The organism is Methylobacterium sp. TK31 (genome assembly GCF_055361545.1).
Window position 1 is genome coordinate 273,559 of the sequence record NZ_CM143964.1, and the last position, 26,753, is coordinate 300,311.

Consider the following 26,753-nt stretch of genomic DNA (forward strand, 5'->3'; position numbering starts at 1 on the left):
TCCGGTAGGACAGTAAAGCTGTCCCATTCCCGGCAGAAGCCTGTCCGGATGGCTGTGAGGATCTCGCTCAGGTGACGTTGCCGGCGACCAAACGAGATTCGAAGCCGGTCGCCATTGCGGCGATCCGGGCCCGCACGGCTTGAAACCAAGCCGGCGTCGAGCCCGCGAGTTGCGGGCGCTTCCTGACCGAAGAACCCGCCAAGAGCCGACGCTGTCGAGAGACAAAACCCGGACGCCCCTCGGGCTCTGGGCATGAAACATGCTCGCGTGCGGGCAGGTCGGAGGCGAAAGATGGTGGACGTGGTCGCATCTTCTGAGTTCGGGGCGCTTCAGGCGTCGATTCCCGCCACTCGCGACGGCGCCGCGCCGATGATCGTGCGCGATGCGGCCATGCCGAAAGCCCAGGGCCTGTACGACCCGGCCCGTGAGAGCGACGCCTGCGGCGTCGGCTTCGTCGCGGACATGCATGACCGCCGTACCCATGCCATCGTGCAGCAGGGTCTTCAGATTCTGAAGAATCTCGACCATCGCGGCGCGGTCGGGGCCGATCCCAAGATGGGCGACGGCTGCGGCATCCTCGTCCAGATCCCGCACGCCTTCTTCAAGGCCGAATGCGAAGCCCTCGGCATCACCCTGCCGGAGCCCGGGCATTACGGCGTTGGCCAGTTCTTCATGCCGAAGGACGCCGAGGCGCGCGGCCTCGTGGAGGAAATCGTCGAGAAGGCTCTCGCCGACGAGGGCCTGCCCTTCCTCGGCTGGCGCGATGTGCCCGTCGACGCGAGCGACCTCGGGGTGATGGTCAAGGAGACCGAGCCCTGCCACCGGCAGATCTTCATCGGTCGTCCCGCCACGGTGGCCGACGAGGACGCCTTCGAGCGGCGCCTGTTCACCGCCCGGAAGGTGATCTCGAACAAGGTCTACGGCCTGAAGGATGACCGCACCAGCACCTACTATCCGGTTTCGCTCTCGACCCGGACCATCGTCTACAAGGGCATGGTGCTGGTCGACCAACTCGGCGACTACTACCGGGACCTGCAGGACGAGCGCTTCGTCTCCGGGCTCGCCCTGGTGCACCAGCGTTTCGCCACCAACACGTTCCCGACCTGGCGCCTGTCGCACCCCTACCGGATGGTGGCGCATAACGGCGAGATCAACACCCTGCGCGGCAACGTCAACTGGATGGCGGCCCGTCAGGCGAGCGTCGACTCGGATCTCTTCGGCAACGACATCTCGAAGCTCTGGCCGATCTCCTACGAGGGCCAGTCCGATACCGCGTGCTTCGACAACGCCCTCGAATTCCTCGTGCAGGGCGGCTACTCGCTCGCCCACGCGATGATGATGCTCATCCCCGAGGCCTGGGCCGGCAACCCGCTGATGAGCGAGGAGCGCCGCGCCTTCTACGAGTATCACGCCGCCCTGATGGAGCCGTGGGACGGCCCCGCCGCCGTCTGCTTCACCGACGGCCGCCAGATCGGCGCCACCCTCGACCGGAACGGCCTGCGTCCGGCCCGTTACCTCGTCACCGACGACGGCCTCGTGGTTCTCGCCTCCGAGATGGGTGTGCTGCCGATCCCGGACGAGAAGATCGTCGAGTCCTGGCGCCTCCAGCCGGGCCGCATGCTGCTGATCGACCTGGAGAAGGGGCGGATCGTTTCCGACGAGGAGATCAAGAGCGAGCTCGCCGCCGCGCATCCCTATGCCGAGTGGGTCAAGAACACCCAGATCGTGCTGGAGGACCTGAAGCCCGTGATCCCGCGGGCTTCGCGCTCGGACGTGTCGCTCCTCGATCGCCAGCAGGCCTTCGGCTACAGCCAGGAAGACCTCAAGCTGCTGATGGCTCCCATGGCCGTGACCGGCCAGGAGGCGGTCGGTTCCATGGGCACCGACACGCCGCTCTCGGCGCTGTCGGACAAGCCGAAGTCCCTGTACTCCTATTTCAAGCAGAACTTCGCGCAGGTCACCAACCCGCCGATCGACCCGATCCGCGAGGAGGCCGTGATGAGCCTCGTCTCGTTCATCGGCCCGCGCCCGAACCTGCTCGACATGGAGGGCGCTTCCCGCAAGAAACGGCTCGAGGTTCGCCAGCCGATCCTGACCAACGGCGATCTCGAGAAGATCCGCTCGATCTCGCACTTCGAGGACCGCTTCGACACCAAGACGCTTGACATGACCTTCCCGGCCGAGACCGGCGCGGCGGCCATGGAGGGCGCGGTCGATCGCCTGTGCGATCGGGCCGAGGTCGCGGTTCGCGGTGGCTACAACATCATCATCCTGTCGGACCGCGGCGTCGGCCCGGATCGCATTGCGATCCCGGCCCTGCTGGCGACCGCCGCCGTGCACAACTACCTGATCCGCAAGGGTCTTCGCACCTCGGTCGGTCTCGTGGTCGAATCCGGTGAGCCGCGCGAAGTACACCACTTCGCCTGTCTGGCCGGCTACGGCGCCGAAGCGATCAACCCCTACCTCGCCTTCGAGACACTGATTGCGATGAAGGACGAGTTCCCGCCGGACCTCACGCCGGACGAGATCGTCTACCGCTACATCAAGTCGATCGATAAGGGCCTGTTGAAGGTGATGTCCAAGATGGGCATTTCGACCTACCAGTCCTATTGCGGTGCGCAGATCTTCGACGCGATCGGCCTGAACTCGTCCTTCGTCGAACGCGACTTCTTTGGTACGGCGACGACCATCGAGGGCATCGGCATGGCCGAGGTCGCTCAAGAGACCGCACGGCGTCACGCCGACGCGTTCGGCGACTCGCCGATCTACCGGACCAGCCTCGATGTCGGTGGCGAGTACGCCTATCGGCTGCGCGGCGAGAGCCACACCTGGACGCCGGATTCGGTCGCGACGCTGCAGCACGCCGTGCGCCTCGGCCTGCCCGACCGCTACCGTGAATACGCACGCCTCGTGAACGAGCAGGAGAACCACCTTAAGACCATCCGCGGCCTGTTCCGGATCAAGCAGGCGGCCGAACTCGGCCGGGCACCGGTGGACATCGAGGCCGTCGAGCCCGCGGCCGACATCGTGAAGCGCTTCGCCACCGGTGCCATGTCCTACGGCTCGATCTCGAAGGAAGCGCACGAAACGCTGGCCATCGCGGTCAACTCGTTCGGCGGTCGCTCGAACTCGGGTGAGGGCGGCGAGGAAGTCGAGCGCTTCAAGCCGATGGCGGACGGGCGTTCGCGCCGCTCGGCCATCAAGCAGGTCGCGTCGGGCCGCTTCGGCGTCACGACGGAGTACCTCGTCAATTCCGACATGATGCAGATCAAGGTCGCGCAGGGCGCCAAGCCGGGCGAGGGCGGTCAGCTGCCCGGCCACAAGGTCGATGCCAAGATCGCCAAGGTCCGCTACGCCACCCCCGGCGTCGGCCTGATCTCGCCGCCGCCGCATCACGACATCTATTCGATTGAGGATCTGGCGCAGCTGATCTTCGACCTCAAGAACGTGAATCCCGAGGCCGACGTCTCGGTGAAGCTCGTGTCCGAGGTCGGCGTCGGCACGGTGGCGACCGGAGTGGCCAAGGCACGGGCCGACCACATCACGATCTCGGGCTTCGACGGCGGCACCGGTGCCGCGCCGTTGACCTCGATCAAGCATGCGGGCGGTCCCTGGGAGACCGGGCTGGCCGAGACCCAGCAGACCCTGGTTCTCAGCCACCTGCGCGGGCGCGTCGTCCTCCAGGCGGATGGCGGCATCCGGACCGGTCGCGACGTGCTGATCGCGGCCCTGCTCGGTGCCGACCAGTTCGGCTTCTCCACCGCGCCGCTGATCGCGGCCGGCTGCATCATGATGCGCAAGTGCCACCTGAACACCTGCCCGGTGGGCGTGGCGACGCAGGATCCCGTCCTGCGCAAGCGCTTCAAGGGCACGCCCGAGCACGTGATCAATTACTTCTTCTTCGTGGCCGAGGAGCTGCGCGAACTGATGGCGTCCATGGGCTACACCAAGCTCGAGGATCTCATCGGCCGGGCCGATTTCCTCGACACGCTGGAAGTGATCAATCACTGGAAGGCACGGGGCCTCGACTTCTCGAAGCTCTTCCACCGCCCGGAGGTGCCGGAGCACGTCGCGATCCGGCATACCGAGAAGCAGAAGCATCCGATCGACTCGGTGCTCGACCGCCGCCTCATCGCGGGGGCCCAGTCGGCCCTCGACGGGGGTGAGCCCGTGGTGGTGCAGGATGTGATCAAGAACTCGGATCGTACGGCTGGCGCCATGCTGTCCGGGGTGGTCGCCAAGCGCTACGGCCATGAGGGCCTGCCCGACGACACCATCCGGGTGGAGCTCGCCGGCACGGCCGGCCAGAGCTTCGGCGCCTGGCTCGCGGCCGGCGTCACCCTGGCGCTCACGGGCCACGCCAACGACTATGTCGGCAAGGGCCTCTCGGGCGGCAAGTTGATCATCCGACCCTCCGATGCGCTGAAGGCTCCGGGCTCGCACACCATCATGGCCGGCAACACCGTGCTGTACGGGGCGATCGCGGGCGAGGCCTACATCCGGGGATCTGCCGGCGAGCGCTTCGCCGTCCGCAACTCGGGCGCCATCGCGGTGGTCGAAGGCATGGGCGACCATGGCTGCGAGTACATGACCGGAGGCGTCGTGGTCTCGATCGGCGAGACAGGACGCAACTTCGCGGCCGGCATGTCGGGTGGAATCGCCTACGTCCTCGACGAGGACGGCTCGTTTTCCGCCCGCTGCAACCTCTCCATGGTCGATCTCGAACCCGTCGAGGAGGAGGACGATCTCATGCGTCGCTTCCACCAGGACGGAGACCTGGAGACCAAGGGCCGGGTGGACATCCTGGCCGACATGTCGGGCCACGACGAAGAGCGACTGTCCCAACTCATCACCAATCACCTGAAGTATACGGGTTCCCCGCGTGCCAAGGCGATCCTCGATGATTGGGCAGGCTACCGCACCAAGTTCGTCAAGGTGATGCCGGTCGAATACCGCAGGGCACTGCGCGAAATGGAAATGGCGCGGATGCCGGTGGCGGCCGAGTAGGGCTCGGGCCCATCGACATTTTATCATGACAGCGCCCGGTTATCGATCAGAACCGGACGCTGCACGGGTCAGCACCTCGAGACGGCTGACCCAGGGGGCGGACCGGCTGATCAGCCGGTCCGACGGGTGGGAGCGGAACAGGCCGTTGCGGCTGCCTTCCGCGCGACGGATCAGACAGACTCGCGAAAGACGGTCAGACGATGGGCAAGGTCACGGGTTTCCTCGAATTCGACCGGCAGGAGCAGAAGTATCAGCTCGCAGCCGATCGCGTGCGCCACTTCCGCGAGTTCACGCTGCCACTCGACGAGCATGACCTCAAGAAGCAGGCGGCGCGCTGCATGGATTGCGGCATCCCGTTCTGCCACGGGCCGACCGGCTGCCCCGTCCACAACCAGATTCCCGACTGGAACGAGCTCGTCTACCAGTCCGACTGGGAGGAGGCGGCCCGCAACCTTCACTCCACCAACAACTTTCCGGAATTTACCGGCCGCATCTGCCCCGCGCCCTGCGAGGAGGCGTGCACGCTGAATCTCGAAAACCAGCCGGTGGCCATCAAGACCATCGAGCAGGCGATCGCAGATCGCGCCTGGAACAACGGTTGGGTCAAGCCGGAGCCTGCCGAACACAAGACTGGTAAGAAGGTCGCGGTGATCGGCTCGGGTCCGGCCGGAATGGCGGCGGCGCAGCAGCTCGCTCGCGTCGGGCACGAGGTTCACGTCTTCGAACGCGAGCCGAAGGCCGGCGGCCTGCTTCGCTACGGCATCCCCGACTTCAAGATGGAAAAGCGCCACATCGACCGGCGCGTGAAGCAGATGGAAGGCGAGGGCGTCCATTTCCACTACGGCGTCAATGTCGGCGTGAACAAACCCCTCGACGAGCTGACCGCCGAGTTCGACGCTGTGCTGTTCGCCGGTGGTGCCGAGGACCCGCGCAACCCGCAACTACCCGGGCAGGATCTGGAGGGCGTGCATTACGCCATGCCGTTCCTTGTCCAATCCAATCGCCGCGTCGGCGCCGAGCCCATGCCGGGCAACGGGGAAGCTCCGATCCTGGCGACCGCCAAGAACGTCGTCGTCATCGGCGGCGGCGACACGGCGTCGGATTGCGTCGGCACTTCGTTCCGGCAGGGGGCCCTGTCGGTCACCCAGCTCGACATCCGGCCGCGTCCGCCGGAGCGGGAGGACAAGCTCTCGGTCTGGCCTTACTGGCCGACCAAGATGCGCACCTCCTCGAGCCAGGCCGAGGGCGCGGAGCGCGAGTTCCAGGCCGCGACCCTTCGGCTGGAAGGGAAAAAGGGCAAGCTTACCGGCGTCGTCTGCACACGGGTCGACGAGAAGCGCCAGCCGATCCCGGGCGGCGAGTTCACGCTGCCCGCCGACCTCGTGTTCCTGGCGATCGGTTTTGCCGGCTCGGTCCGCAAGGGCCTGTTGGAGGAGTCCGGCGTCGTCATGGACAAGCGCGGCAATGTCACCGCCAACGAGCTCGATTACCGGACGTCGAACGAGAAGATCTACGCCGCCGGCGACATGCGTCGCGGCCAGTCCCTCGTGGTCTGGGCCATCCGCGAGGGGCGGCAGGCCGCGCGGTCCATCGACGAGGCCCTGATGGGCGCGAGCATCCTGCCGCGCTGAGGCAAGGATAGAATTCGACCCTGTGAACCGGACTGCGGCTGTCTCGCGGTCGCAGTCCGGAACACCGCGGCTCCGCGCATCATTGCTGTCCTGACACCCCAGATGTCGGGACACGCGCATGACCGAGCCGATGGCCGAACCCAAGATCGAACCCTATGCGGGCCCTGCGGGCGGTTGGGGTTCGGCAGGCTCCTTGGCGGAGATCCTGACGCGGGAGCAGATCCCGGTTTCGGGGGCGGCGCTGCTGATGAAGCAGAACAAGCCCGACGGCTTCATGTGCACCTCCTGCGCCTGGTCGAAGCCCGCCAAGCCCAACACCTTCGAGTATTGCGAGAACGGCGCCAAGGCGACGATCTGGGAGCAGACCGCCAAGCGCGTCGGACCGGATTTCTTCCAGCGCTACACGGTCACCGAACTCCTCGGCTGGACGGACTACGCCCTGGAGGAGAAGGGCCGACTGACTCATCCGTTGCGCTATGACCCCGACAGCGACCGTTATCTGACGGTGTCGTGGGAACAGGCATTCGCCGAGATCGGGCGCGAACTGCGCGCTCTCGATCCGAATACCGTGATCTATTACACCTCCGGTCGGGCCTCCCTGGAGACGTCATACATGTACGCGCTGATGGCGCGCATGCACGGCACCAACAACCTGCCCGACTCCTCGAACATGTGTCATGAGCCGACCTCGGTCGGCCTGAAATCCTCGATCGGATCACCGGTCGGCACGACGATCCTCGAGGATTTCGAGTCGACCGACCTGATCTTTTTCTTCGGCCAGAATGTCGGCTCGAATGCGCCACGCATGCTTCACCCGCTGCAGGAGGCACGGAAGCGTCGCGTACCGATCATCACCTTCAATCCGCTGCGGGAGCGTGGGCTCGAGCGCTTCACCAACCCACAGTCACCGACCGAGATGCTGACGCGGACATCGACCGAGATCTCGACGCAGTACCATCAGGTCAAGGCGGGCGGAGACCTCGCGGCGATCACCGGCATGTGCAAGGTCTTGATCGCTGCCGACCGCGAGGCGCTGGAAGTCGGGCGACCGCGGATCCTCGACGTCGACTTCATCGCCGAGCATACCCACGGTTTCCGCGAATTCGTCGCGTTCTGCGATGCCCAGGAATGGTCGGACATCGAGGCCCGATCGGGTCTGACCCGGGAGGCCCTGGAGGCGGCGGCGACGGTCTACGCACGCGCCCGTTCGGTGATCGCGGTCTACGGCATGGGCCTCACTCAGCACCGCCGAGGCACCGACGGCGTGCAGATGCTCGTCAATCTGATGCTGCTGCGCGGCAATGTCGGGCGTCCCGGCGCCGGACTCTGCCCCGTGCGGGGGCATTCGAATGTGCAGGGACAGCGGACCGTCGGCATCACGGAGAAGCCGGAACTGGCGCCCCTCGACAAACTCAAGGACCTCTACGGCTTCGAGCCGCCGCGAGACAAGGGCCGCAATACGGTCGAGGCTTGCGAAGGTATCGTCTCTCGCGACGTGAAGGCTTTCATCGGTCTCGGCGGGAATTTTATCCGTGCCGTTCCCGATACCGTCCGCATGGAAGAGGCTTGGCGGTCCCTGCGCCTGACGGTGCAGATCTCCACGAAACTGAACCGTTCGCACCTCGTGCACGGCGCGGTGTCGTACATCCTGCCCTGCCTCGGCCGAATCGAGGTGGACGAGCAGGCGAGCGGACCACAGGCGGTTTCGATGGAGGATTCGACCTCCTGCTTCCACGGTTCGCGTGGGCAGACCAGGCCGGTCAGCGATCAGGTTCGCTCCGAGCCCTGGATCGTCGCAGAGATCGCGAAGGCACTCCTGCCCGCAAACCCCAAAGTCGACTGGGACAGTTGGGTCGGCGACTACGGTCGGGTCCGCCACGCGATCGAGGCCACCTACCCGGATGTGTTCCACGACCTGAATGGTCGGATGTTCCAGCCCGGTGGCCTGCACAAGCCCCTCGCGGCCCGCGACCGCAAGTGGGAGACCGAAACCGGGAAGGCCAACTTCACCGTCCCCGGGGGCCTGGAGGCCGATCCCGATATGCGGAGCGACAGTCGCGACGTCCTCGACCTGATCACGCTGCGTTCCAACGATCAGTTCAATACGACCGTCTACGGCTACGACGACCGCTTCCGGGGCGTGAAGGGCACCCGGATGATCCTTTTCATGAACGGCAGCGACATGGAGCGCCTCGGACTCGCAGATGGCGAGACCGTCGACCTTTCCGCCGTTGCCAAGGACGAGTTCCTCCGTGAGGTGAAGGGACTGCGCGTGATCAAGTATGGTATCCCGGAAGGAAACGTCGGCGGCTATTACCCTGAACTTAACGCGCTCATCCCGCTCTGGCACTACGATGAGCAGGCCAAGACGCCGGCGGCCAAGGCGATCCCGGTCCGCATCACGAAAGGCACGCCGATCGCAGTCGCCGATTGATGTCCGGCGATTTTGCGGGGCCGATCCCCTCGACGCCCGGCCGCGCCGACCCATAAAGGTGGCCATGGAACGCTCCGACGAAGCCCATGACCGCCGTCAGATCATCATCGACCGGATGCTCGCCGATGCGTTGCGTCCGGCCGCTGCCGATCGCAGCACGAGGCACGACGGGCTTCCGGACGATATGCGGACCGTGGTCGAGGTACTCCTGGCCAAGGCCGAAGCGATGCGGCAACGCCGCTTGACTTTTGAGGATCTCGAGGAGGCGCTGCCGCCGCGGGATATCACGGCGGAGGATTTGGAAGCGATCTTTTGGATTCTCTCGGAGCACGGCATCGCCATTGAGGATGGTGATCCGGCCGGCGATTGAACGCGCGTTCCTGATACTTGGGTTTGACCATCGAGTTCGCCAATCCGGCGTGCCGAGCGTGGCACGTATGGCTGCTCCTTCCCTCCTCTCTCTCGCCACCGCCGACGAACCGCTCTATAAGCCGCGCTCTTCCGTGGTATTTCCCTGCCGCGGAGCCGACCGAAAGGCGGAACGGAGACGATTATGGCCGAGCGTTGGACACCGAAGACCTGGCGAAACCTGCCAATTCAGCAGGTGCCCGCCTATCCGGATGCCGCCGCCCTGGAATCGGTCGAGTCTCAGCTCGCTAGCTTTCCACCCCTCGTCTTTGCAGGTGAGGCGCGCAAGCTGAAATCGGCGCTCGCCCGCGTCTCCACCGGCGAGGCATTCCTGCTGCAGGGAGGCGATTGTGCCGAGAGCTTCGACGAGCATTCGGCCGACAACATCCGCGATTTCTTCCGCGTCTTCCTGCAGATGGCGCTGGTGCTGACCTTCGCCGGCGGTTCACCCGTCGTGAAGGTCGGCCGCATCGCCGGTCAGTTCGCCAAGCCACGCTCCTCGCCGACCGAGACGCTGGAGGGCGTGACGCTGCCGAGCTACCGCGGCGACATCGTCAACGGACTGACCTTCACGGAAGAGGCGCGCGTGCCTGATCCGCGACGGCAGCTCGAAGCGTACCGTCAATCGGCGGCAACGCTCAATCTGCTGCGTGCCTTCGCCACCGGCGGCTATGCCAACCTCGAAAATTCGCACCGCTGGATGCTCGGCTTCGTGAAGGATTCGCCGCAATCCTCGCGCTATGCGGACTGCGCCGAGCGGATGACCGAGACACTCGACTTCATGCGGGCCATCGGCATCAACCCGGAGACGCATCAGGAAGTCCGCACGACGGATTTCTACACCAGTCACGAAGCCCTGCTTCTGGGTTACGAGGAGGCGCTCACCCGCGTCGACTCGACGAGCGGCGACTGGTACGCAACCTCGGGCCATATGCTTTGGATTGGCGACCGCACGCGTCAGCCGGATCATGCCCATGTGGAATACGCCCGCGGGATCAGGAATCCGATCGGACTGAAGTGCGGTCCCTCGATGACCGGGGAAGGTCTGATCCGGCTCGTGGATCAGCTCAACCCAGCCAACGAGGCTGGGCGCTTGACGCTGATCTGTCGGTTCGGCGCCGATAAGGTGGGCGACCATCTGCCGGGCCTGATCCGTGCCGTCGAACGCGAAGGCCGCAAGGTCGTATGGGTCTGCGACCCGATGCACGGCAACACGATTTCGGCCGGCGGCTTCAAGACGCGCCCGTTCGAGCGGGTGATGCAGGAGATCGAAGGGTTCTTCGGGGTCCATCGCGCAGAGGGTACCATCGCGGGCGGTATCCATCTGGAGATGACCGGCAAGGACGTCACCGAATGTACGGGCGGCGCCCGGGCTTTGACGGCCGAGGATCTGCGTGATCGTTACCACACCTATTGCGATCCGCGTCTGAACGCGGAGCAGGCCCTGGAAGTGGCATTCCTCACGGCGGAACTCGTGAAACGCGAACGCTCGGCGATCGAGCGTCCGCGCCTGGACGCTGCCGAGTAAGATACCCCGTAGACTGGCAAAGCCCTTCAAGCCGGGAAGTCCTTCGGGACATTCCCGGCTTCTTCGTGTCAGCCCGCGACCTCCGATCCCAGCATCGCATTGCCGAAATGCTGGACGAGGCTCATTTCGAGTTTACCGGTCATTCCGGAAAGGATGGCCATCGCCTCTCGGGCCGGCATCGGTGCCTTGTAGGAGCGGCGCTCCGTCAGTGCGGCGTAGATGTCGCAGATCGTGAGCAGGCGTACGGTGTCGCTGATCTCCGAACCGACCAGCCCATCCGGGTAGCCCGAACCATCCAGCATCTCGTGGTGATGGCGCACAGCGCCGAGCGTTGCAGCGTCACAGCCGCTGTCGCGCAGGATATCGTAGCCGATCACCGGATGACGCCGCATGATAACCAACTCGTCGGCGTCAAGCCGACCGGGCTTGTTCAGGATTTCCAGCGGGATCTGTGCCTTGCCGACATCATGCAGTAAGGCGGCCCGCACGAAATGCTCACGATCTTCGGTTCGGAAGCCGAGATGCAACACGAACTGGGCAGCGACGCCGGCCACCAGCAGGCAATGTTGGTAGGTCGCGTCATCGTGGGTCCACACGGTCTCGAGCCATCGTGTCAGACCGCCTTCCTTCACGGCTGCAAGAATCGGATCTAGGCCCGCATCGACCTGTTTGAGATTGATCGGACCGCCGCCGCGCACACCATCGAAGAGGCCGCTCAGAACCTCCTTTGCCCGCGTGACGTTGCGGATGACGGGCTGTGAGAGTGCGTCCGGCTCTTCGACCTTCATCTCCGCCTGGAGTGCTTGAACGACGAGGTGCGGCGCCGTGTAAGCCGGAAAACAGATCGTGGCGCCAAGATCGCGCGCATGGCGCAGGTCGTGGTCGGTCGTGGACCGAAGCAGGCAGACAACGGGGATGTCGGTTGCCTTGCCGCAATGAAGAAAATTGCGCAGGCGACTGACCGACTCCCGTCGGCTCAGCGTGAGATCGGATACGACGGCGCGAGGCCGAACGACCGAAGGACAGTCATCGCCGGCCGCGACGACCTCGCAATGTCCGATCGCTTTGATCGATGTTTCCAACGCTGCACTACGGTCGGGGCGATCCGTAAGCAGGTAAATGGCCCCCTGTGCCATGACGTCCGGTCTTCCTCCAGAAACCTCAGCCCTACGAGAAAATTACAAATAAACCGTTTGCATCGTGACACGTTTTGCTCTGTCGGCAAAGCTTCTTTTCTTTTTATTCGGGCCGTATGTTTACGTCAGAAAACATGGATTCGAATTTACCCCGGTATGTCTGCGCATTGCGAAACGTCAGGATCAGCTTCGTCGGGCGAAAGACACGCCTCTTCGTTTCACAAAAGAATATGCGGGATAAATATTTTTAGATTCTAAATTCCGATCCGCCTCCATAAGAAATGTCTGTGGCAACATTCGAAAGGACGGAAATCCTGATGCATTCGCAGTATTGTAATAGATCATGTATTAGATACATAGATTAAAACAATTACTCCAAATTAATATTCAATACACTCCTTTAATATTTGTAATATATAATATAAAATAGTATTATAATATAATATCGTTCTGACCTTTCGATTATGGCAAATTACTTGAGTAGTATGTTGTTAGTATATAAGCCTTTTTCCGTCCAAAATGAGAAAATATATTTCCCCATCTCGTTGTGCGTCCACATAAGAGATATGCAATGGAAGTGTAGTCTAAAAATCTTGATGACTTCGGGTATCTTCGCAGATTTTCGTTTATCCAAGCCGACTCCGAACCCCCGAGGTTCCTCGCGGACCCGTTCCTTGGGACGATTTCGGACCATTCGGGACACCCCGTGGTACACCAAATACGATTTCTGCCATTTGTTCACGTGACGTTGGGGATCGTAATGGCCATGTGGTCCATGCCGGCATCGTCGCGGTGCAGGAATTCACGGCGCGGATGATGTCAATCCGACGCTTCGATCCCTCGAACTTCGTGTCCTGCATCCTGTGAAGATCGCCATCATCGCGCATCTCAAGTTTCCGATCGCTCAGCCTTATTCCGGCGGGCTGGAGATGCACACGCACCTGCTCGCCTCCGCTCTCCAGGCTCGCGGCCATGATGTGACCCTCTACGCTTCGGAGGGATCGGACGGCGATTTTGGGCTTTCGACGGTCTGTGCACCCACGGGATGCGCTTTCGACGACGTCTCGGAGGCGCGCATCGATGCGGCGGAGCACGCAGCCTATGTCCGGATCATGGATGCGATCGCGGCGGGAAACTACGATTTTGTTCACAACAACAGCTTGCATTTCCTGCCGCTGGTGCGGGCCGGCGAACTCGCTGTTCCGATGGTGACGGCGCTCCACACGCCGCCCTTCGAGCCGTTCGTCCGCGGTGTGCGGGCGCGAGCGCGCGACATGACCTTTGCCGCCGTTTCCCCATCGCTCGCCCGGGAATGGCACGACCTGATCGGCGAACCGCACGTCATCGGCAACGGCATCGATCTCGGTGCCTTCGCCTACGCGGATCAGCCCAAGGGTAAGCCCTACGCGATCTGGATGGGCCGCCTCGTTCCCGAGAAAGGTCCCCATCTCGCCATTGACGCCGCTCGGGCCGCCGGCCTGCCGCTGAAGTTCGCGGGACCTCGCTCGAACCCGGCCTACTGGGACAGCGAGATCGCCCCGCGGCTCGGTCCTGACGTGACCTATCTCGGGCATCTTGGGCACGATGCCCTCGCGCAACAGGTCGGCGAAGCGCACGTAGCCCTCTGCACGCCGCGCTGGGAGGAACCGTTCGGTCTCGTTCTCGCGGAATTCCTGGCCTGCGGAACGCCTGTGGCCGCTTTTCGACGCGGAGCAATTCCCGACATTCTGGACGCATCCTGTGGCGTGTTGGCGGAACCGGACGACGTCGCCGATCTTGGCCGCGCAGTGATACAGGCCATCGGTCTCTCGCGGGCCGATTGTCGACGCCGCGCAGAGCATCTCTTCAACGCCGAGACGATGACCGATCAGTACGAAGCGCTGTACGCCCTCGAACTCCAGCGTGCCGCAACTTCAGCGGCGACCGCCCGCGTCAGCAATGCCTGAGACGGATCTTTCCCTCGGTCGCGCCGTCGTCTGCGTACCCGCGCGCAACGAAGCGGAAGCGTTGCCGCGCCTGATCCGGTCGCTCGACCGGCAGGAAGGCGCGAGTGACGATGCGCGCTTGCGCGTTGTGGTCGTCGCCAACAACTGCACCGACGACACGGTCGCATCGTTGCGGGCGATGGAGCGGAACGCGGAAATCCCGCGTCTCGATCTGCGGATCATCGAGGCAACGATCCCGCCGCCCGACGCCCACGTGGGTACGGCTCGGCGCCGGGCCCTCGACGCCGGCGCGGCGTGGCTGGAGGCGGAGGGTGTCCTGAACGGCGTCCTCCTGAGCAGCGACGCCGATGCCGTGGCGCCGACAGATTGGGTGGCGGCCAATCTCCGGGCGCTGCGAAATGCAGAACTCGTCGGCGGACGCCTCGTCCTCCATGGCGATGGCCCGGTCAGCGATCCACGCCTCGCTGCCCTGCACGCTAGAATCGAGCAGTACTGGATTGCCGTGCGCCGCCTCGAGGAGGTGTTCGATCCGCCGGCCCACGACCCCTCGCCGCGCCACGGCGATCATGTCGCGGCCAGCCTCGCCCTGCGGGCAGATCTCTATCGTCGGGTGGGCGGGTTGCCGGTGCTGGCATGCGGCGAAGACAATGCTCTGGTCGCACGGGTGCGCTGGCACGGGGGGCGCGTGCGCCACTGTCCGAACGTGTCGATTGGTGTCTCCGATCGCGGTACCGGCCGTGTGACCGGTGGAATGGCGACCGAGATGCTGCGGCGCGCTCGCGTTGTCGAGGGGCTCGAAAGCTACGATCTTCCGTCGGCGGCCCATTGGCGCGCGTTGATCGAGCGACGCAGGAGGCTGGGGCAATGCTTCGCACACCCGGCCGGCATCGTTCCCGCGCTGCGTAACCTCGGCATCGCCGAATCCGATCTCGCGGCCATCGACCTGGATGCGTGCCCCAATGCGATCGGCCTGATCGAGCGGGTGGAAGCCCAGGTCGGCGAAGGAATTCCGCTTGCTGTCTCCATTCCGCTCGACGAAGCTCTGGCCGGGCTACATGCGATGCTCGCCGAAGCCCAGGCCGTACCCGTCGCGCAGGTCGCATGAGCCGGCATCCGATCGGGTACTACGTCCATCACCAGGGCGCCGGCCATTGGCAGCGGGCCTGCCTGATCGCCCGGGCCATCGAACGGCCGGTCACGCTGATCGGGACGCTCGCGGAGTTCGATATCCGCGATGCGCCGGGATCGGTTCTCGACTTGCCGGACGATCGGATCGGCGCCGGCTTCGACGGCCGGGACGGGATGGCGGACCGGCCCCACAGCCTGCACTACGCGCCGGTCGGCGCCGACAACGTGCGCGCTCGGATGGGTCGCCTCGCGGCTTGGATCGCTGAGACCGATCCTGCGCTGCTCGTCGTCGATGTCTCGGTCGAGATCGCCCTGTTCGCGCGCCTGATGTCGGTGCCGACGCTCGTCGTCCGCCTCGCCGGCGCACGCACCGACCTTCCCCATCTCGAAGCGTTCCGGGGTGCCGAGCGTCTGCTCGCCTTCTTCCCACCCGAACTCGATGCGACCGCGACCCCGGACTGGGTGCGGGCCAAGACGGCCTATGCCGGGCTCCTCACGGCCGACGCCGCCCCTGATACGCCGCAGACGGATGGATCGATCCTCGTCATCTTTGGGCGCGGCGGCGCGGGGGGGCGACTGTCGGAGCTCGCCACCGCGGCGATGGCCGTGCCCGATCGCCCTTGGCACGTCGTCGGCCCGGTCGAGGGCTCCGGAACGCCGACGCCGGTCAATCTGCACGTGCACGGCTGGGTCGCAGACCCCGCACCGTATATCGCACGGGCCGATCTGGTGGTCGGCGGCGGTGGCGACGGGGTCGTCTCGGCCGTCGCAGGGGCCGGAAAACGCTTCGTCTGCCTGCCCGAACCGCGGGCCTTCGACGAGCAGGTCGAGAAGGCTCGCGCGCTCGCGGCGATGGGGGCAGCGATCCATTGCGAGTCCTGGCCGGATCCCTCAGCGTGGCCGAGCGTCGTCGCGGCGGGGCTTCGGCTCGATCCTGCCGTGATCGGCAGCCTCGCGCGGCCGGGCGTGATTGCCCGGACCGCCGCCCTGATCGAGGAGCAGGCCGACCGGGCCGACGCCCGACGCCGCTAGGCGCCAAGGCCTCAGAAAGGCCGGTCCGCGGGCACCCGCGTCATGGCGATTTCGTCGGCGCCAGGCTGGCGCAGGACCTGGAGATCGTCCCGCCACCCGGCATTGATCAGCCCGCGCACCGCGAAGGCATCGAGCCATCCGTCCATCGGCCAGAGCCCATGTCGTTCGCGAAAGCGCGCCGCGTTCCGGACGATGTCGGAAAAGTGCTGCAGGGGCGGGTCGCAGGATAGGTGGTGCTGGTGGAAGGCCTGGCCGCCGGCGCTGAACAGGATCGGGATGCCGAGGGTGTCGGCCCGGAAGGCGAGGTCGGTGTCCTCGGCGCCGTAGCCGTCGAAACCCTCGTCGAAGCCGCCGAGACGGTCGAAGGTCGTCGCCCGGATGCCGAAGGCCAGGGACCAGAACAGACCCGGATTGTCCGACCGAACTCGGCCTCGGCTTGGAAAGTGGCGGACGGGATGGGGCTGCCCGGCCGCGCGCAATCCGGCCTCGGTCCAGCCGTTGGTGACGACGCCGGCCGGTAAGTACCGGATTTCACAGCAGATCAGCCCATCGGCCTCGGCCAGGTCGGCGCTGAGGCGCGGCACGAGATCGGCCGAGGGGATGCAGTCGACGTCGAGGAAGATGAGGCGCTCGGTCGTCGCGGCGCGCCGTCCGGCGTTGCGGGCCCGCGCGAGCGGCAGCCCGGTGCTGTCGAGGACGATGCGGCGGATCGGAAAGCTATGATCGGGTAGGGGCGCGGGCTCGGCGCCCATCTCGACGATGATGCAGGCCTCGGGATGCGGCCCGCGTGCGACACCTTCGAGCAGGCGCGCGAGATGCGCGTCGCGGCCCTTGTTGAGGGTGATGAGGGTGGTGTCGGCGATCACGGGGCGGGCGTGTCCATGGCGACGAAGATCTCGTAGGGCCCCGTGAAGCGGGCGATCATCGCCGCCTCCAGGCGAAAGCCGGTCGGATCGTCGGAGATGAGGTCGGTGGTCTGAGAGCGGTGGGCGCCGATCGCGGCGGCCTTCGCGGCGCGGTGGGCCCCGATGTCGAGGCGTAGACCGGACGGGCCTGGGCCGACCTCGGTGCCCTGGGGCAGGGTCCAACCCCATACGGGATAAGCGAAAGTTCGGATCGGGCCGAGATCGGCCCGCGCGAGGCGGACGATGGCGGCGGCCGCCTGGTGGTCGCAATGGGGATCATGGCCCCAGGTGACGCAGACGGCGCCGGCATCGGCGTCGCGGGCGATCGCGGCGATCCGGGCGGCGGCCGCCTCGGCGACCGGGCCGGCGCTCGGGACGCCGGCATCAGGCAGGCGCAGGAAGGTCACGGCCTCCGCCGGGACGCCCAGGATACCAACGGCGTATACCGTCTCCGTTTCGCGCAGGTCGCGCAATTTTGCCGGGGGATAGAGCGCCGAATGCGTGTGCGAGCCGCAGCCGTCGCTGACGATGACGACGCGGACGTCGCGACCCCGCGCGCGGGCCTCGGCCATGACGCCGCCGCAGCCGAGGCTCTCGTCGTCCGGATGGGGGGCGACGACGACGAGGCCCTTGCCGGCGGTCAGGGCGTCGAGGTCGCCGACCGGCAGGCGTTCGGCGGCGGCGAGGAAGGCGTCGGCATGCATGGGTGGACTCGGGGCGGGCGTCGGGGACGCGAGCCGCCTGTCTACCTGCGCCAGTCTGATCGATGTCTGAACGGTCGGCCGGTGCCGGCCCGCTACCGGGCGGTGCCGCTCTCCGCGGCGAAGGCGGCGATGCCGCCGGCGGTGGTGAGCCAGATTTCGTCGCGCCGGGCCGCGATATGGGCGAGCGCCCGGCGCAGGGGGCGCAGGCGGTGCGGCTGGCCGACGATGTAGGGATGCAGCGCGATGCCCATGACCAGGGGGGCGGTGCGCGCCTGCTCCAGCATCTCGTCGAAGGCCTCGACGATGGCGTCGGCGAATTGCTGCCCGGTCTCCTTGCGGGCGACGATGGCGGGGATGTCGTTCAGTTCCTGCGGGTAGGGCACGGACAGGATGCGGCCGCCGCTACGGGTGGCGAACCAGGTCGGCTGGTCGTCGTGGCACCAGTCGAGGAGGTAGGTGTAGCCCGCTTCCGCCAGGAGGTCCGGTGTCCGGTGGCTCTGGGAAATCCACGGGCCGAGCCAGCCCTGCGGGGCTTTGCCCTCCTGGGCGGTCAGGATCGCGGTGGCCTCGGCGATCAGGGCCCGCTCCTCGTCCTCCGAGCGGTCGCCCTGTCGCTCGGTATTGGTGCGGCCGTGCCCGACGATCTCGTCGCCGCGGGCCCGGAACGCCTCGATGAGGCCGGGGCAGTCGGCATAGAGACGGCTGTTGACCAGCACGCTCGCGGGCATCTGCAGGGCGTCGAGGGTGTCCCGGATCCGCCAGGCGCCGACCCGGTTGCCCCAATCGCGCCAGGCGTAGTTCAGCACGTCCGGTTGCGAGCCGCCCGGCGCGAGCTCGGCGCCGAGGCCGCGCCCGAAATCGAAGCCCTCGAGGTTGAGCCCGAGATAGACCGCCAGGCGCTTGCCCCCGGGCCAGTCGTAGACCGGCCGGTCGGGCAGGGCGCTGTAGGCGTAGCGGCCGTGTTGCGGCGCGGGCGAATCGGTCATCGGGGGGCTCGGAGAGGGATCGGGGAGACGGATCAGGTCGGGTCGAGCAGCGCGGGCCGGCGCCGGGTCACCCACCGGGTCTCGGCGTCGTAGGCGGCGCCGAGCTGGAGGCAGTCGCGCTCGCCGTTGTTGGGGCCGACGATCTGGATGCCGGAGGGGCGCCCGGCCGGATCGAAGCCGGCGGGCACGTTGAGAGCGGGCAGCCCGCTCATGGTGACGGGAATCGTCGCCTCCATCCAGCGGTGATAGGTGTCCATCGTCCGGCCGCCGACGGATTTGGGCCAGCGCTCCTCGATATCGAAGGGGAAGACCTGCGCCGAGGGCATGAGCAGGAAGTTGTAGCGCTCCCGGAAGCGGCGCACGGCCTCGTACCAGGCGGTACGGCCCTCCTGGGCGGCCGCGACCTGATCCGCCGAGAGGGCGAGCCCGCGCTCCACCTCCCAGACCGCCTCCGGCTTGAGCAGGGCCCGGTAGGCCGGTTCGTCGTAGAGCGGACGCAGGCTCGAGGCGGTCATCCAGGCTCTGAGGGTGAGCCAGTCGCGCCAGACCTTGCCCATGTCGAAGCGCGGCCGGTCCCATTCCACCTTGGCGCCCAGGGCCTCGAAGGCGGGAAGCGCGCTGCGGTCGAGGTCGAGCACGCCCGGCTCGAAGGGCAGGTAGCCCCCGAGATCGTCGAACCAGGCGATCCGGGCACCGGTGAAGTCGCGCTTGAGGTCCTCGGCGAAGAGGGTCGGGTCCTGCGTGTTCGAGTAGGGCACCCGCGCGTCGTAACCGGCCTGGACCGAGAGCAGCAGGCCGAGATCGGCCGGGGAGCGCCCGATCCCACCCGAGACTCCGAGGCCGGGGGTGAAGGCGTCCTTGGTCTCGATCGGGATGCGGCCGTAGCCGGTGCGCAGGCCGAACAGGTTGTTGAAGGCGGGCGGGTTGCGCAGGGAGCCGGCATGGTCGCTGCCGTCGGCCACCGGCTGCATGTGGAGGGCCACCGCCACCGCCGCGCCGCCGCTGGAACCCCCGGAGGTCTTGCTCGGATCATAGGCATTGCGGGTGGCGCCGTAGACCGGGTTGAAGGTCTGCGAACCGAGGCCGAATTCCGGCATGTTGGTGCGGCCGGTGAAGATCGCACCGGCCTTGCGCAGCCGCTTGACCATGATCGAATCGGCCGCGGCGATGCGATCGCGGAAGATCGGCGACCCCTGCGTGAAGGGCAGGCCCTTCACGGCGTCGATGTCCTTCACCGCGTGCGGGAACCCATGCAGCGGCCCGAGGAATTCGCCGCGCGCGGCCTGTGCGTCGCGCTCCTCGGCGGCGGCCAGGAGCTCGCTCCGGTCGCGCAGGACCACGATGGCGTTGACGATCGGATTCAGGCGATCGATCTGATCGAGATAGGCGGTCATGACCTCGACGCAGGAGACGCGCCGGGCGTGGATCGCGGCCGACAGGTCGACGGCGCTGAGGCCGAGGAGGTCGTCGTCCGACGCCGCGACCGCCACCGGATCGGCCGCGGCGATGGATGGGTCTGTGCTCATGGTCTGGCTCTGGAACGCGCCCGCACATGCCACGGGCCTTCGGGGTGCCACCGGCCGTCAGGCCGGCAGCCGCCGCTCCTGGAAGGCGTGGCAGGCCACGCCTTCGACCAGGGCCGGCACCTCGATGCGGCAGCGCTCGTTCGCGAAGGGGCAGCGCGGGTTGAAGGCGCAGCCCGTGGGGGGGTCGATGGGGTTCGGGATCTCGCCCGAGACGGGGATGCGCCTGCGCCCGGTAAGTCCGATATCCGGAACCGCATCGAGCAGCATGCGCGTGTAGGGATGTTTCGGAGCACGGAAGAGTTCCCGTCCGTCTGCGATCTCGACCACGCGCCCCAGATACATCACCCCGATCCGGTTCGCCATGTGGCGGACGACGGCGAGGTTGTGGCTGATGAAGAGGTAGGTCAACCCGAGGCGGTCCTGCAGGTCGCGCATCAGGTTGAGGATCTGGGCCTGGACCGAGACGTCGAGGGCCGAGGTCGGCTCGTCGCCCACCAGGAACTCCGCCTCCGAGGCGAGCGCCCGGGCGATGGCGATGCGCTGGCGCTGGCCGCCGGAGAATTCATGCGGGTACTTCACGCCGTCGTCGGGATGCAGGCCGACAAGGCCGAGGAGCTCGCCGACCCGGCGGGCGATGGCGATGTCGCCCTGAAGCAGGTTGAAGGCCCGGATCGGCTCGGCGATGATCCGCCGGACCCGCCAGCGCGGGTTCATCGACGCATAGGGGTCCTGGAAGATCATCTGGATGCGGCGGCGCAGGCGGCGCCGGGCGGCGGCCTCGCGCGGATCGGTCATCGAGATTCCGGTGATGCGCACGTCCCCGCCGCTGGGCGGCAGCAGGCCGACCACCATGCGGGCGACGGTCGACTTGCCCGATCCCGATTCCCCGACGAGCGCGAAGGTCTCGCCCCGGCGGATCTCGAAGCTGACGCCGTCCACCGCCCGCAGGATCTGCCGCGGCTGGCGCTCGATGACCCGGGCGAGCCAGGGCCGCGACACGTCGAAGGTGCGGCGCAGGCCCTCGATGACGACGTAGGGGACTTCCGCCGCGCGGGACCCCGGCACGGGCGGCGGCATCACGGGCGCGTTCATGCGGCGGAGGCTTCCGAACGGTCGTAGAGATGGCAGGCGACGCGGTGCGCCCCGACCGGGATCGGGTCCGGCCGCTCGACCAGACAACGGGCGAAGGCCGAGGGGCAGCGCGGATGGAAGGCGCAGCCCTGCGGGATGTTGGAGAGGCGCGGCATCGAGCCCGGGATCTGGGCGAGGCGGTCCGTCTCCTGGGCGAGCGTCGGGATCGCGCCCATCAGGCCCTTGGCGTAGGGGTGGAGCGGATTCTGCACGACGTCGCGCACCGGGCCGATCTCGGCGATGCGGCCCGAATACATCACGGCCACCCGGTCGGCCGCCTCCGCGATCACGCCCATGTCGTGGGTCACCAGCATCACGGCGGTGCCGCGCTCGGTGCCGAGGCGCTTCAGGAGCGCGATGATCTGGGCCTGGACCGAGACGTCCAGGGCCGTGGTCGGCTCGTCGGCGATGATGAGCTCCGGCTCGGCGGCCAGCGCCAGGGCGATCACCACGCGCTGGCGCATGCCGCCGGAGAATTCGTGCGGATAGCCGTCGATCCGCCGCTCCGGCGCCGGGATGCCGACCTCCGCCAGGAGGTCGACGGCGCGCTGGCGCGCCGCCTTCTCGGAGAGGTCGGTATGGGTGCGCACGGTCTCCACGATCTGCCGACCGACGCGGTAGAGCGGGTTCAGGCTGGTCAGCGGGTCCTGGAAGATCATGCCGATGCGCCGGCCCCGGATGCGCCGCATGGCCTCCGGCGGCAGGTTGTCGATGCGTTCCCCCTTGAGCAGGACCTGACCGCCGACGATGCCGCCGGGCGGGTCGATGAGGCCGATCACGGCCGAGCCCGTGACGGACTTGCCCGCCCCGGATTCGCCGACGACGCCGAGGATCTCGCCCCGGGCGATGTCGAAGGAGACGTCGTCGATGGCCGTGAGGGTGCCGCGGCGGCCGGCGAAGGCGACGCGCAGGTTGCGGACCGAGAGGACGGGCTCTGTCATGGCAGGTGTCATGCCGGCGCGATCACTGCAGTTTCGGGTTCAGGGCATCGCGCAGCCAGTCGCCCAGCAGGTTGATCGCCAGGACGAGACCGGCCAGCGCCAGGCCCGGGAAGGCGACGATCCACCACTCGCCGGAGAACAGGAAGCGGTTGCCGGTGCGGATCAGGGTGCCGAGGGACGGCATCGAGTCGGGCAGGCCGGTGCCGAGGAAGGAGAGCGTCGCCTCGGTGATGATGGCGAGCGCGAGGTTGATGGTGGCGATGACGAAGACCGGCCCGAGCACGTTGGGCAGCACGTGCCGGACCATGATGACCGGCGAGGACAGGCCGATGAGCCGCCCGGCCTGGACGTAGTCCTTGTTCTTCTCCACCAGCACCGAGGAGCGCACGGTGCGGGCGTACTGTACCCAGAACGACAGCCCGATCGAGAGCACGATGAGGCCGATGGCGGCGTTGGTGTCCATCTGGCTGCCGAGCGCCGCCTTGGCGACGCCGTCCACCACCAGGGCGATCAGGATCGCCGGGAAAGTGAGCTGCACGTCGGCGACGCGCATGATCAGCGTATCGACGAAGCCGCCGAAATAGCCCGCCACCAGCCCGAGCAGGATGCCGAGGACGCCCGAGACCAGGACGCCGAGCAGGCCCACCACCAGGGAGAGGCGGAGGCCGTAGAACACCGCCGAGAGCACGTCGCGGCCCTGGTCGTCGGTGCCGAGGGTGAAGGGGGCGACGCCGTCAGCGTACCAGAGCGGCGGCAGGTTCGAGTTGATGAGCTCGAGCTGGGCCGGGTCGTAGGGGTTCTGCGGCGAGATCCAGGGGGCCACCACGGCGAGGACGACGAAGACCAGCGTCACCGCGAAGGCGCCCATGGCCAGCTTCGAGCGTCGGAAGCTGGCATAGACGTCGGAATCGAGGAAGCGCGCGAGCGTCGAGCGCTTCGCGGGCGCCGGCGGGAGGAGGGGAGCGTCCTGCACGGAAGCGCTCATGCGGCCCGTCCCGTGGACAGGCGCAGGCGGGGATCGACGATGGTGTAGAGCACGTCCACCACGAGGTTGATGACGACGAAAATGGCGGCGACCAGCAGCAGGTAGGCCGCCATGATCGGGATATCGACGTTCTGCACGGCCTGGACGAAGAGCAGGCCCATGCCGGGCCACTGGAACACCGTCTCGGTGATGATCGAGAAGGCGATGACCGAGCCGAGCTGAAGCCCCGCGATGGTGATGACCGGCACCAGGGTGTTCTTCAGGGCGTGGCCGAGATGGATCGAGCGGGTGGTGAGGCCGCGCGCCCGGGCGAAGCGGATGTAGTCGGTGCGCAGGACCTCCAGCATCTCGGCGCGCACCAGCCGCATGATCAGCGTCATCTGGAACAGGCCCAGGGTGACGGAGGGCAGGATCAGCGCGCGCAGGCCCGAGGCGGTGAGGAAGCCGGTGGTCCACCAGCCCAGCCGCACGGTGTCGCCGCGCCCGAAGGAGGGCAGCCAGCCCAGCGTCACCGAGAACAGGAAGATCAGCAGGATGCCAATCAGGAAGGTCGGCAGGCTGATGCCGACGAGCGAGATGGCGAGGAAGACCTTGGCGAGCCAGGTCTCCCGCCGCAGGGCGCAGTAGACCCCCATCAGGATGCCGACGGTGAGCGCGAAGAGCGTGGCGCAGAGGGCGAGTTCGAGGGTGGCGGGCATGCGCTCCGCCAGCAGCGCCGAGACCGGCTGGCGGAACTGGTAGGAGGTGCCGAACTCGCCGCGCACGACGTTGCCGGCATAGCGCAGGAACTGGACCGCGACCGCATCGTCGAGGCCGAGATCCTTCCGGATGGCGACGCGCTCCGCGTAGGGCGTGTCGACACCCACGATCTGGTTCACCGGATCGCCGGCGAAGCGGAACATCGAGAAGGCGATCAGCCCGACCGCGAACAGCACGGCGACGGACTGGAGCAGGCGCTGAAGGATGAAGGCGATCATCGGCGGGCGATCCGGTCGTGCACATCGCCAAGACCGGCACGCCGAGCGATCGCAGAACGTGGCGCGCCGTCATTCCGGGGCGCCGCAGGCGAGCCCGGAATCCAGGACCGCCGACGGTGTAAAGTCCTGCACCACCTTCGTGTCTGGATCCCGGGCTCCGCTGTGCGGCCCCGGGATGACGGGGTGCTGCACGAGCCATCTCGGCGGACACACAAGCGGATGCGATCGCCCTGTCCCCGCTGGGCGGAGACGCGGGGCGGTGCTACATCCTGAAACCGATCGGCCATGAATGTCACGGCTGCTTCGAGACCCAGTACAGCATCAGCATGTTGTCCGGGCGCTGGACCAGGGTGACCTTCTTCGAGACGCCCCAGGCCAGGGCCTGCTGGTGCAGGGGGATGAAGCCCCAGTCGGCCTGGATGGTGTCGAAACCGTCCTTGATCTCGGCGTTGCGCTTGGTCTGGTCGCTCTCGGCCTCGACGGAATCGGCGAGCGCGTCGACCTTCGGGTTGCAGTAATTGCCGAGGTTCCAGTTGCCGCGGCCGGGCTTGGAGCCGCCCCGGCAGCCGGCGATCTCGAACAGGATGTTGTGCGAATCCTGGGAGGAGGGGGTCCAGCCGACGAGGTAGAATGAGGTGTCGTAGGCCGGCGCCAGGACCTTGGCGAAGTACTTGGCCTTGGGCTGCGCGTTGAGGTTCACCTTCACGCCGACCCGGGCCAGCATCGAGACCACCGCCTGGCAGATCGCCTCGTCGTTGACGTAGCGGTCGTTGGGGCAATCCATGCCCAGCGAGAAGCCGTCCGGATAGCCGGCCTCGGTGAGGAGCGCCTTGGCACGCTTCGGGTCGTAGTCGGGCCGCTTGAACTCGCCGGCGCGGGGGAACAGCACCGGCGCGATCAGCAGGGCGGAGGGCACGGCCTGCCCGCGCATGACGCGCTTGGCGATCGTCTCCTCGTCGATGGCCCGGTAGAAGGCCTCGCGCACGCGCACGTCCTTGAACGGGTTCTTGCCCTTGACGTTCGAGTCCTTCAGCTCGTCGCGGGACTGGTCCATGCCGAGGAAGATCGTGCGCAGCTCGGGACCGGCCATGACGGTGGCGGTGCCGCTTCCGTTGACGCGCTGGGCATCCTGCAGGGGCACGGGGTCGATCCAGTCGACCTCGCCGGAGATCAGGGCGGCGACCCGGGTGGCGTCGTTCTGGATCGTGGTGAACACCGCCTCGTCGAGGTTCGATTCCACCTTGCCCCAGTAGTTGGGGTTCTTCTTGAACACCGTGCGCACGCCGGGCTGGTGCTCGGTGATGATGAACGGCCCGGTGCCGTTCTCGTGCAGGGCGGCGTAGCTGGTCGAAGTCGCGCTCGGCAGGGTGGGGGCGACGGCGCCGTTCTTCTCGGCCCAGGCCTTCGACATGATGTACCAGGTCGAGAACTGGTACAGGGCGATGGGGTTGGGGCTCTTGAGCTTCATGTCGACGGTGTGGTCGTCGATCTTCACCCACTCGGCGTCGGACGGCACGTTGGTGGTGAAGTTCGAGCCCGGCGCCCGTACCCGGTTGGCCGAGAAGATCACGTCGTCGGCCGTGAAGTCCGAGCCGTCGTGGAACTTCACGCCCTTGCGCAGGTGGAAGCGCCAGCGCGTCGGCTCGGGATTCTCCCACGATTCGGCCAGCATGGGGGCGAGCTTGAGGTCCTTGTCGCGCGTGATCAGCGAGTCGAAGACCGCGCCGTGCATCCCGATCGTGAAGCTTTCCTTCAGGGAGTAGGGGTCGAGGGACTTGATGTCGCCCTGGAAGGCGAAGCGGAAGACGTTCGCGGCCGCGGCCGGCACCGTGGCGGTGAGGCCGACCAGCCCGGCGAGGGCGGTGGCCGAGACGAACGCTTTGACCGTGGACTTCAACAAGGCACCCATCCTCTTCGAGGTTACATCCCAGGCGGCTGCCGACACCTTGGCATGGATCGGGCCAAGCCCGAACCCGGTTCTCGCCGCCGTCCACGCCGATGCGGCTCGGCGCCCCGCCGCCCACCGACCGGGCCGTGTCATGCTCAAAAATCGGTCAATAGCCACGAATCGGTCAAGTCCCACCCCGGTCGAAGCCGGGTCCGCCGGCGTCGCGGCTGCACGGGGCGGCACCGCGACCGGTTGAACCCCCAGCGCCGCTCCGACCTGCATCCGCCGATCACGGCCTCGGTGGTGCCCGGGGCCGGGACGCGCCGCGCCTGAGCGGATGGGCGGCGCCCGCAGCGATTCCCGGCGGCTCCGCGGCATCCCGCACGAGACGCCTCCCCGGCCGCGCCCGCCGCTCCATATCAGGGGCTCGGCAGGGCCGGGCAGGGCAGGGCGCCAGACG

At 66.8% G+C, this 26,753-nt stretch carries 18 protein-coding genes; 8 read left to right on the forward strand and 10 right to left on the reverse strand.

The annotated features are described in order from the left end of the window. The first annotated feature begins 291 nt into the window (after positions 1-291). From gltB to ACXJY8_RS01250, 5 genes are all read left to right on the forward strand, one after another. Positions 292-5,007, forward strand: coding sequence for a glutamate synthase large subunit (gene gltB / locus ACXJY8_RS01230; RefSeq protein ID WP_463775273.1), 4,716 nt, complete (start codon positions 292-294; stop codon positions 5,005-5,007). Between the two features lie 200 nt (positions 5,008-5,207). Beyond that, on the forward strand, positions 5,208-6,638 hold the full coding sequence (locus ACXJY8_RS01235; RefSeq protein WP_463775275.1) for a glutamate synthase subunit beta: 1,431 nt from the start codon (positions 5,208-5,210) through the stop codon (positions 6,636-6,638). 130 nt (positions 6,639-6,768) lie between these two features. Next, the gene (locus ACXJY8_RS01240) at positions 6,769-9,072 is read left to right on the forward strand and encodes an FdhF/YdeP family oxidoreductase (RefSeq protein WP_463780267.1); all 2,304 of its coding nucleotides are present in this window, start codon (positions 6,769-6,771) and stop codon (positions 9,070-9,072) included. Between the two features lie 64 nt (positions 9,073-9,136). Next, complete coding sequence (locus tag ACXJY8_RS01245; RefSeq protein ID WP_463775280.1) at positions 9,137-9,442, forward strand: RNA polymerase sigma factor region1.1 domain-containing protein; 306 nt, start codon at positions 9,137-9,139, stop codon at positions 9,440-9,442. A gap of 183 nt (positions 9,443-9,625) precedes the next feature. Further along, complete coding sequence (locus ACXJY8_RS01250) at positions 9,626-11,008, forward strand: class II 3-deoxy-7-phosphoheptulonate synthase (RefSeq protein WP_463775283.1); 1,383 nt, start codon at positions 9,626-9,628, stop codon at positions 11,006-11,008. Positions 11,009-11,076: 68 nt separating this feature from the next. On the opposite strand, the gene ACXJY8_RS01255 is transcribed toward ACXJY8_RS01250, so the two are convergent. Further along, entirely contained in the window at positions 11,077-12,144 is a 1,068-nt protein-coding gene (locus tag ACXJY8_RS01255; RefSeq protein WP_463775286.1) for an HD-GYP domain-containing protein, read from the reverse strand. 863 nt (positions 12,145-13,007) lie between these two features. Between ACXJY8_RS01255 and ACXJY8_RS01260 the strand changes: the two genes are divergently transcribed. Genes ACXJY8_RS01260 through ACXJY8_RS01270 form a run of 3 tightly spaced genes read left to right on the forward strand, consistent with a single transcriptional unit; the run spans position 13,008 to position 16,250 of the window. Next, entirely contained in the window at positions 13,008-14,090 is a 1,083-nt protein-coding gene (locus ACXJY8_RS01260; protein ID WP_463775289.1) for a glycosyltransferase family 4 protein, read from the forward strand. Beyond that, positions 14,083-15,195 (forward strand): glycosyltransferase family 2 protein, encoded by a 1,113-nt coding sequence (locus tag ACXJY8_RS01265; protein ID WP_463775291.1) that lies wholly within the window; start codon positions 14,083-14,085, stop codon positions 15,193-15,195. Before ACXJY8_RS01260 ends, ACXJY8_RS01265 begins: the two co-directional genes overlap by 8 nt. Then, positions 15,192-16,250 (forward strand): glycosyltransferase, encoded by a 1,059-nt coding sequence (locus tag ACXJY8_RS01270; protein ID WP_463775293.1) that lies wholly within the window; start codon positions 15,192-15,194, stop codon positions 16,248-16,250. Before ACXJY8_RS01265 ends, ACXJY8_RS01270 begins: the two co-directional genes overlap by 4 nt. 11 nt (positions 16,251-16,261) lie before the next feature. On the opposite strand, the gene ACXJY8_RS01275 is transcribed toward ACXJY8_RS01270, so the two are convergent. The 9 genes from ACXJY8_RS01275 to ACXJY8_RS01315 form a co-directional block, all read right to left on the reverse strand. Continuing rightward, positions 16,262-17,113 carry a glycosyltransferase family 2 protein gene (locus ACXJY8_RS01275; RefSeq protein ID WP_463780270.1) on the reverse strand — a complete coding sequence of 284 codons (852 nt, stop codon included), beginning with the start codon at positions 17,111-17,113 and terminating at the stop codon, positions 16,262-16,264. After that, entirely contained in the window at positions 17,113-17,859 is a 747-nt protein-coding gene (locus ACXJY8_RS01280; protein ID WP_463775297.1) for a PIG-L deacetylase family protein, read from the reverse strand. Before ACXJY8_RS01280 ends, ACXJY8_RS01275 begins: the two co-directional genes overlap by 1 nt. A gap of 92 nt (positions 17,860-17,951) precedes the next feature. Further along, positions 17,952-18,845 carry a polysaccharide deacetylase family protein gene (locus ACXJY8_RS01285; protein ID WP_463775301.1) on the reverse strand — a complete coding sequence of 298 codons (894 nt, stop codon included), beginning with the start codon at positions 18,843-18,845 and terminating at the stop codon, positions 17,952-17,954. Between the two features lie 32 nt (positions 18,846-18,877). Then, positions 18,878-20,371 (reverse strand): amidase, encoded by a 1,494-nt coding sequence (locus ACXJY8_RS01290; protein ID WP_463775303.1) that lies wholly within the window; start codon positions 20,369-20,371, stop codon positions 18,878-18,880. Between the two features lie 57 nt (positions 20,372-20,428). After that, positions 20,429-21,448, reverse strand: a complete 1,020-nt coding sequence (locus ACXJY8_RS01295; protein ID WP_463780273.1) for an ABC transporter ATP-binding protein — start codon at positions 21,446-21,448, stop codon at positions 20,429-20,431. 11 nt (positions 21,449-21,459) lie between these two features. Next, positions 21,460-22,443: an ABC transporter ATP-binding protein gene (locus ACXJY8_RS01300; protein WP_463775308.1), complete on the reverse strand. Its 984-nt coding sequence runs from the start codon at positions 22,441-22,443 to the stop codon at positions 21,460-21,462. A gap of 22 nt (positions 22,444-22,465) precedes the next feature. After that, a complete protein-coding gene (locus ACXJY8_RS01305; RefSeq protein ID WP_463775311.1) occupies positions 22,466-23,428 on the reverse strand; it encodes an ABC transporter permease in 963 nt (320 codons plus the stop codon). Continuing rightward, complete coding sequence (locus ACXJY8_RS01310; protein ID WP_463775313.1) at positions 23,425-24,405, reverse strand: ABC transporter permease; 981 nt, start codon at positions 24,403-24,405, stop codon at positions 23,425-23,427. The genes ACXJY8_RS01305 and ACXJY8_RS01310 overlap by 4 nt, the downstream gene beginning before the upstream one ends. A gap of 292 nt (positions 24,406-24,697) precedes the next feature. Further along, complete coding sequence (locus tag ACXJY8_RS01315; protein WP_463775316.1) at positions 24,698-26,302, reverse strand: ABC transporter substrate-binding protein; 1,605 nt, start codon at positions 26,300-26,302, stop codon at positions 24,698-24,700. Positions 26,303-26,753: the final 451 nt, after the last annotated feature.

What these genes read in the sequence shown, in the direction of transcription:
- gltB (WP_463775273.1), top strand. Translation starts at nt 292, where the DNA reads ATGGTGGACGTGGTCGCATCTTCTGAGTTCGGGGCGCTTCAGGCGTCG.
- ACXJY8_RS01235 (WP_463775275.1), top strand. Translation starts at nt 5,208, where the DNA reads ATGGGCAAGGTCACGGGTTTCCTCGAATTCGACCGGCAGGAGCAGAAG.
- ACXJY8_RS01240 (WP_463780267.1), top strand. Translation starts at nt 6,769, where the DNA reads ATGGCCGAACCCAAGATCGAACCCTATGCGGGCCCTGCGGGCGGTTGG.
- ACXJY8_RS01245 (WP_463775280.1), top strand. Translation starts at nt 9,137, where the DNA reads ATGGAACGCTCCGACGAAGCCCATGACCGCCGTCAGATCATCATCGAC.
- ACXJY8_RS01250 (WP_463775283.1), top strand. Translation starts at nt 9,626, where the DNA reads ATGGCCGAGCGTTGGACACCGAAGACCTGGCGAAACCTGCCAATTCAG.
- ACXJY8_RS01255 (WP_463775286.1), bottom strand. Translation starts at nt 12,144, where the DNA reads ATGGCACAGGGGGCCATTTACCTGCTTACGGATCGCCCCGACCGTAGT.
- ACXJY8_RS01265 (WP_463775291.1), top strand. Translation starts at nt 14,083, where the DNA reads ATGCCTGAGACGGATCTTTCCCTCGGTCGCGCCGTCGTCTGCGTACCC.
- ACXJY8_RS01270 (WP_463775293.1), top strand. Translation starts at nt 15,192, where the DNA reads ATGAGCCGGCATCCGATCGGGTACTACGTCCATCACCAGGGCGCCGGC.
- ACXJY8_RS01280 (WP_463775297.1), bottom strand. Translation starts at nt 17,859, where the DNA reads ATGCATGCCGACGCCTTCCTCGCCGCCGCCGAACGCCTGCCGGTCGGC.
- ACXJY8_RS01285 (WP_463775301.1), bottom strand. Translation starts at nt 18,845, where the DNA reads ATGACCGATTCGCCCGCGCCGCAACACGGCCGCTACGCCTACAGCGCC.
- ACXJY8_RS01290 (WP_463775303.1), bottom strand. Translation starts at nt 20,371, where the DNA reads ATGAGCACAGACCCATCCATCGCCGCGGCCGATCCGGTGGCGGTCGCG.
- ACXJY8_RS01295 (WP_463780273.1), bottom strand. Translation starts at nt 21,448, where the DNA reads ATGCCGCCGCCCGTGCCGGGGTCCCGCGCGGCGGAAGTCCCCTACGTC.
- ACXJY8_RS01300 (WP_463775308.1), bottom strand. Translation starts at nt 22,443, where the DNA reads ATGACAGAGCCCGTCCTCTCGGTCCGCAACCTGCGCGTCGCCTTCGCC.
- ACXJY8_RS01305 (WP_463775311.1), bottom strand. Translation starts at nt 23,428, where the DNA reads ATGAGCGCTTCCGTGCAGGACGCTCCCCTCCTCCCGCCGGCGCCCGCG.
- ACXJY8_RS01310 (WP_463775313.1), bottom strand. Translation starts at nt 24,405, where the DNA reads ATGATCGCCTTCATCCTTCAGCGCCTGCTCCAGTCCGTCGCCGTGCTG.